Raw genomic sequence first — 4,643 nt, 5'->3', positions numbered from 1 at the left:
CGGCAGATCCTCAAAATGGGCGGCCTGACGCGCTTTGACTGCGCGCTGGGCAGCCACAGTTTGATGCGCCGCGCCTTGTCGGTGGCGCTGTATCATGCTTTCCAGAGGCAAGCGTTCGGACATAACCTGGTTGATCTGCCGCTGATGCGTCAGGTGTTGGGTAAGATGGCGCTCCAGCTCGAGGGGCAGACGGCGTTCCTGTTCCGCCTGGCCAACGCCTGGGAGCAGCCACACGACGCGCTGTGGGCGCGACTCTTCACGCCCGCCGCCAAGTTCGCCATCTGCAAAGCGGGCATTCCGTTCGTGGCTGAGGCGATGGAGGTGCTGGGTGGGATAGGCTACTGCGAAGAGAGCGAGCTACCACGCCTGTATCGCGAGATGCCGGTGAACAGCATCTGGGAAGGCTCCGGCAATATCATGTGTCTCGATGTGCTGCGCGTGTTGATGAAACAGCCGGATGCGCTTGCGCTGCTGGCGGCTGAGTGTGCGGAGGTGAAAGGGCTGGATCGCCATTTCGATCGCCACTGGCGTCAGCTTCAGCAGCGGCTACGCAAGCCGTCACAAGCTCAGGGCCGTGAGATTACCGGGCAACTCTATTTGCTGGGGGTAGGCGCGCAAATGCTGCGCTATGCATCTCCACCTGTGGCTCAGGCCTGGTGTCGTATGATGCTTGATCCGCGCGGCGGCGTGCTGCTGCCTGAACAGGTGATAAGCGAAGTATTACATCGGGCGACGGGCAGGGGAAGGTAGTACATGAAGGGGGGAAGAAGCGTGATAGATGAACGCTTCTTCCTTTAGCGGCTGGTCTCAGGCATAGATAATCGCCTGTGCACGCCAGTTATCTTGCTGGGGCTCTTCGTACATCTGAACAATACGATACCAGGAGGCACCCTGTTCATCTGCCTTACGGGCGATAACCTGTTCGACGTCTTCCAGACTTCCGGCAACATTGTTCACTGAAATCAGGCCGATCTCATTGAGCCCGGTGACACAATCAGCACTGGCGAACTCTGCCGATTGCGCCGCAGCAGCGTGCGTGCCGCCTGACAAAAGCAGGGTAGATAAGGTAAGTGATTGTTTCATCGTCAGCTCCATTTCATTTAACCCACCAGGGCAGTCCATAGCAGACGCATGTTCCGTACTCCGACAGAGGCGTCATTGTGCATCAAGGAAACGTGAAACGGTGCAAACCTACGTAAAGCTGCTCAAGGTTACTTACGGTAAAGGATTGCCTGCGAATACCACTGCCCGGGCACGACGGTATCGTCTATCATCACGATCACGTAGTAATCCGCTTTCTGCGCGGTGGCTTTCGCCCTGATGGCCTCTTCAGCGTCCATCGGCGAGCCGTAGATCAGCGCGCTAACCGTACCCATGCGCTGCAAACCTTCCGTCTGGTTGCGACGAATCTCCTGCGGGTGGTCGGTGGCCGGAGGCGGCGCTTCAGGCGTGCCTTCCAGCAGGGTACAACCGCTCAGCGAGAGCGCCAACAACAGTGGGATTAACCGTTTTATCGTCATTTCCCGTTTCCTGATAGCCATAGTGTAGTGGGGAAAAATTTCCCTTTTGGGTTAATGTTCCTGATTTGTTAACCATAGCGCTATTTTCGAATGAAAATAACCTGAAACCGTAACCGGGTTCTCAATGTTATCAATCAGGGGTATTGTCGTTACATTATTGAATCCATTTCGTCTGCTATATCAGCATAGCTAAAGGAGAGGCCCGATGATTGAACTGGAAACTCGCACATTAGCAGGGCAGCAAGTTCTGCATGCCTGGCCTAAAGGAGGCGCGGAAAAGGCGCTGCCGACTATCGTGTTTTATCACGGATTTACCTCTTCTAACCTGGTTTATAGCTATTTTGCCGTAGCGCTGGCGCAGGGCGGTTTTCGGGTGGTGATGCCCAACGCCGCGGAACACGGCGAGCGTTATAACGGCGACGGTGCCGAGCGATTGCAGCATTTCTGGCAAATTTTGCTACAGAATTTCACCGAGTTTCCGGCGCTGCGCGACGCGCTGCTGGCAAGCGGAATGGTGAGCGAAGGGCGGTTGGCGGTGGCTGGCGCATCGATGGGGGGCATGACCGCGCTGGGGTTGATGACGCATCATCCCGAACTGAAGTGTGTCGCCAGCCTGATGGGCTCGGGCTATTTCAGCGGGCTTTCTGCTACGCTGTTTCCACCTCAGCCACAGCAGCGGGAACGCCTGATGGCTCCGCTGGCAAAATGGGACGTGGGCCATCAGCTGGCGCGCCTGTCCGACAGGCCACTGTTACTGTGGCACGGTGAAGAAGATGATGTGGTGCCAGCCGGAGAAACCTTCCGCCTGCAGCAGGCGTTGCGGGATGCCGGGCTGGATACGCATCTCACCTGCCTCTGGCAGGCGGGCGTTCGCCACCGTATTACGCCAGAGGCGCTGGACAGCACGGTGGCGTTTTTCCGCCAGCATCTTTAAACGCGGATCACCTGCACGCCTTGATCCTCCAGCTTTTTGAGGATCTCCGGGTCGGCCTGCTTGCCGGTGATGAGCAAATCTATCTCATCGGCGCGGCTGAACAGCATGCCTGCGCGCTCGCCAACCTTGCTGCTATCGACCAGCACCGCCAGTTTACCGACGACATTGAGCATTTTCTGTTCTGCCATCGCGGTAAGCATGTCGGTTTTGTACAACCCCTCCGCCGTTAGCCCTTTACCGCTGGTAAACATCCAGTGGCCAGCATAGAGGCTATTCTCACTGCCCTGCGGGCTCAGCGTAATCGCGTGGCTGCGGTTGTACTGACCCCCCATGATGATCACGCTGTCGTGCTCTTTGTCGATCAGATAGTTCGCCAGCGGCAGATAGTTGGTGATGATCTGCACCGGTTTGCCGCAAATTTCCTGGCCGACCAGAAAGGCCGTTGAACCGCAGTTGATGACCACGCTCTCGCCGGGCATCACCAGTTGCGCGGCGGCTTTGGCGATGCGCACCTTTTCATCGTGGTTTTGCGCCTGGTGAATGTTCATTGGCGACCAGCGCGGGGCCTGCTGACTGATGGCTTCGGCGCCGTTACGCACCTTCTTCAGCTTGCCGCTTTCATCCAGTTTGTTGATATCCCGGCGAGCCGTCGCGGGGGAAATCCCCAGACGGGAAATCACCTGCTCTACTGTAACAAAGCCCGCCTGTGCCAGCAGTTCCAGTAGAATCTGATGTCTTTGCGCTTCCGTCATGAGCTATTCCGAAAAAAAATGATGAGTAAAGATGATATTTGAAATATCAGCAAATTACTAAAACTATATACGCGGGGGAAGGGGAAAAGGTGGCGGAATTCCCCGGCATCGTTGTGCTCGGCCGAGCGTAGCGATGCCGGGAAGCCTGACTACAGGAACGATTTGAAAGGCAGATCCGGTTCAATCGTGAAGCAGTCGTCAAAACCGCGCGGATAATGGTATTCAAAGTTGTCTTTATCCAGCGGCCAGGTAAATTTGCCGCCCACTTGCCAGATAAAGGGTTTGAATCCGTACTTCAGGCGATCTTTTTTCATCTCCCACAGCACACGAATTTCCTGCGGATCGGCCTGGAAGTTTGACCAGATATCGTGGTGGAACGGAATCACAACTTTGGCGTTCAGCGCTTCCCCCATACGCAGGATATCGGCGCTGGTCATTTTGTCGGTAATCCCGCGCGGGTTCTCTCCATAAGAGCCCAGCGCCACGTCAATATGATGCTCGTTGCCGTGTTTCGCGTAGTAGTTGGAATAGTGGGAGTCGCCGCTGTGGTACAGGGTTCCGCCTGGGGTTTTGAACAGATAGTTCACTGCGCGCGCGTCCATACCGTCCGGCAGAACGCCGGCCGCTTTCTGGTCCGCCGGCAGCGTAATCAGCGCGGTACGGTCAAAGGCATCAAGCGCATGAATTTCAATGTCTTTAACTTTAACGATGTCGCCCGGTTTTACCACGATACAGCGTTCTTTCGGCACGCCCCAGCCTGTCCACAAGTCTACGCAGGTTTGCGGGCCGATAAACGGCACGTTATCGGCACAGTTCTGCATGACCGCGGCGGCAACGTTGACGTCGATATGATCGTTATGATCGTGTGTTGCCAGTACGGCATCGATCTGGCGAATAGCGAAAGGATCCAGCACGAAAGGCGTGGTGCGCAGGTTAGGCTGCAGCTTTTTCACCCCAGCCATGCGCTGCATCTGGTGGCCCTGCTTCATCAACGGGTTGCCATGGCTCTGTTTGCCGGTACCGCACCAGAAATCGACACAGACGTTGGCGCCCCCTTCTGATTTCAGCCAGATTCCAGTGCAGCCAAGCCACCACATCGCAAAGGTCCCCGGCGCGACCTGCTCTTGTTCAATCTCTTCATTTAGCCAGCTCCCCCACTCCGGGAAAGTGCTCAGGATCCAGGATTCTCGCGAAATGGTCTCTATTTTACTCATCATGTTTTCCTCTGAAATACGTCACAAGTAATCATTTGGTGATTTGTTGTGATTGATATTCTCACCATTTTTTCACGAATGCAATGGGGTGATTTTGGTCTGATTCGGTGTTTTAGTCCATTTTGTAACGATTAATCAGCAATGGTTAGTCTATGTTTTATTTTTAATTTATTGATTTATATTGTTTATTTTTATTTTTTCTTAAGAGGTCACTATTCCATGT

The 4,643-nt window shown here is 54.9% G+C and carries 6 protein-coding genes; 2 read left to right on the top strand and 4 right to left on the bottom strand.

Going from position 1 to position 4,643, the window contains the following annotated elements:
- Positions 1–750, top strand: a 750-nt coding sequence (locus ACW14G_RS22270) for an acyl-CoA dehydrogenase family protein (RefSeq protein WP_455648821.1), incomplete at its 5' end; no start/stop codon positions are given.
- 57 nt (positions 751–807) lie between these two features.
- Here ACW14G_RS22270 and yjfN read toward each other — a convergent pair.
- Together yjfN and bsmA are read right to left on the bottom strand one after the other, a co-directional pair.
- A complete protein-coding gene (yjfN, locus tag ACW14G_RS22265; protein WP_074398809.1) occupies positions 808–1,095 on the bottom strand; it encodes a DUF1471 family protease activator YjfN in 288 nt (95 codons plus the stop codon).
- Positions 1,096–1,211: 116 nt separating this feature from the next.
- Entirely contained in the window at positions 1,212–1,520 is a 309-nt protein-coding gene (gene bsmA / locus ACW14G_RS22260) for a biofilm peroxide resistance protein BsmA (protein WP_249022422.1), read from the bottom strand.
- A gap of 205 nt (positions 1,521–1,725) precedes the next feature.
- Between bsmA and yjfP the strand changes: the two genes are divergently transcribed.
- Positions 1,726–2,454: an esterase gene (yjfP, locus tag ACW14G_RS22255; protein ID WP_249022421.1), complete on the top strand. Its 729-nt coding sequence runs from the start codon at positions 1,726–1,728 to the stop codon at positions 2,452–2,454.
- On the opposite strand, the gene ulaR is transcribed toward yjfP, so the two are convergent.
- A complete protein-coding gene (gene ulaR / locus ACW14G_RS22250) occupies positions 2,451–3,206 on the bottom strand; it encodes an HTH-type transcriptional regulator UlaR (RefSeq protein WP_167577052.1) in 756 nt (251 codons plus the stop codon). The genes yjfP and ulaR overlap by 4 nt on opposite strands.
- Before the next feature lie 149 nt (positions 3,207–3,355).
- Positions 3,356–4,420, bottom strand: coding sequence for an L-ascorbate 6-phosphate lactonase (gene ulaG, locus ACW14G_RS22245; RefSeq protein ID WP_249023376.1), 1,065 nt, complete (start codon positions 4,418–4,420; stop codon positions 3,356–3,358).
- Positions 4,421–4,643: the final 223 nt, after the last annotated feature.

The organism is Kluyvera sp. (genome assembly GCF_965301105.1).
The sequence above is the reverse complement of the archived record's forward strand: the minus strand, read 5'-3'. Positions and strand labels throughout refer to the sequence as shown.

Excerpts from the sequence above, each read along its gene's own strand:
- yjfN (WP_074398809.1), bottom strand. The coding sequence starts at position 1,095 with ATGGAGCTGACGATGAAACAATCACTTACCTTATCTACCCTGCTTTTG.
- bsmA (WP_249022422.1), bottom strand. The coding sequence starts at position 1,520 with ATGACGATAAAACGGTTAATCCCACTGTTGTTGGCGCTCTCGCTGAGC.
- yjfP (WP_249022421.1), top strand. The coding sequence starts at position 1,726 with ATGATTGAACTGGAAACTCGCACATTAGCAGGGCAGCAAGTTCTGCAT.
- ulaR (WP_167577052.1), bottom strand. The coding sequence starts at position 3,206 with ATGACGGAAGCGCAAAGACATCAGATTCTACTGGAACTGCTGGCACAG.
- ulaG (WP_249023376.1), bottom strand. The coding sequence starts at position 4,420 with ATGAGTAAAATAGAGACCATTTCGCGAGAATCCTGGATCCTGAGCACT.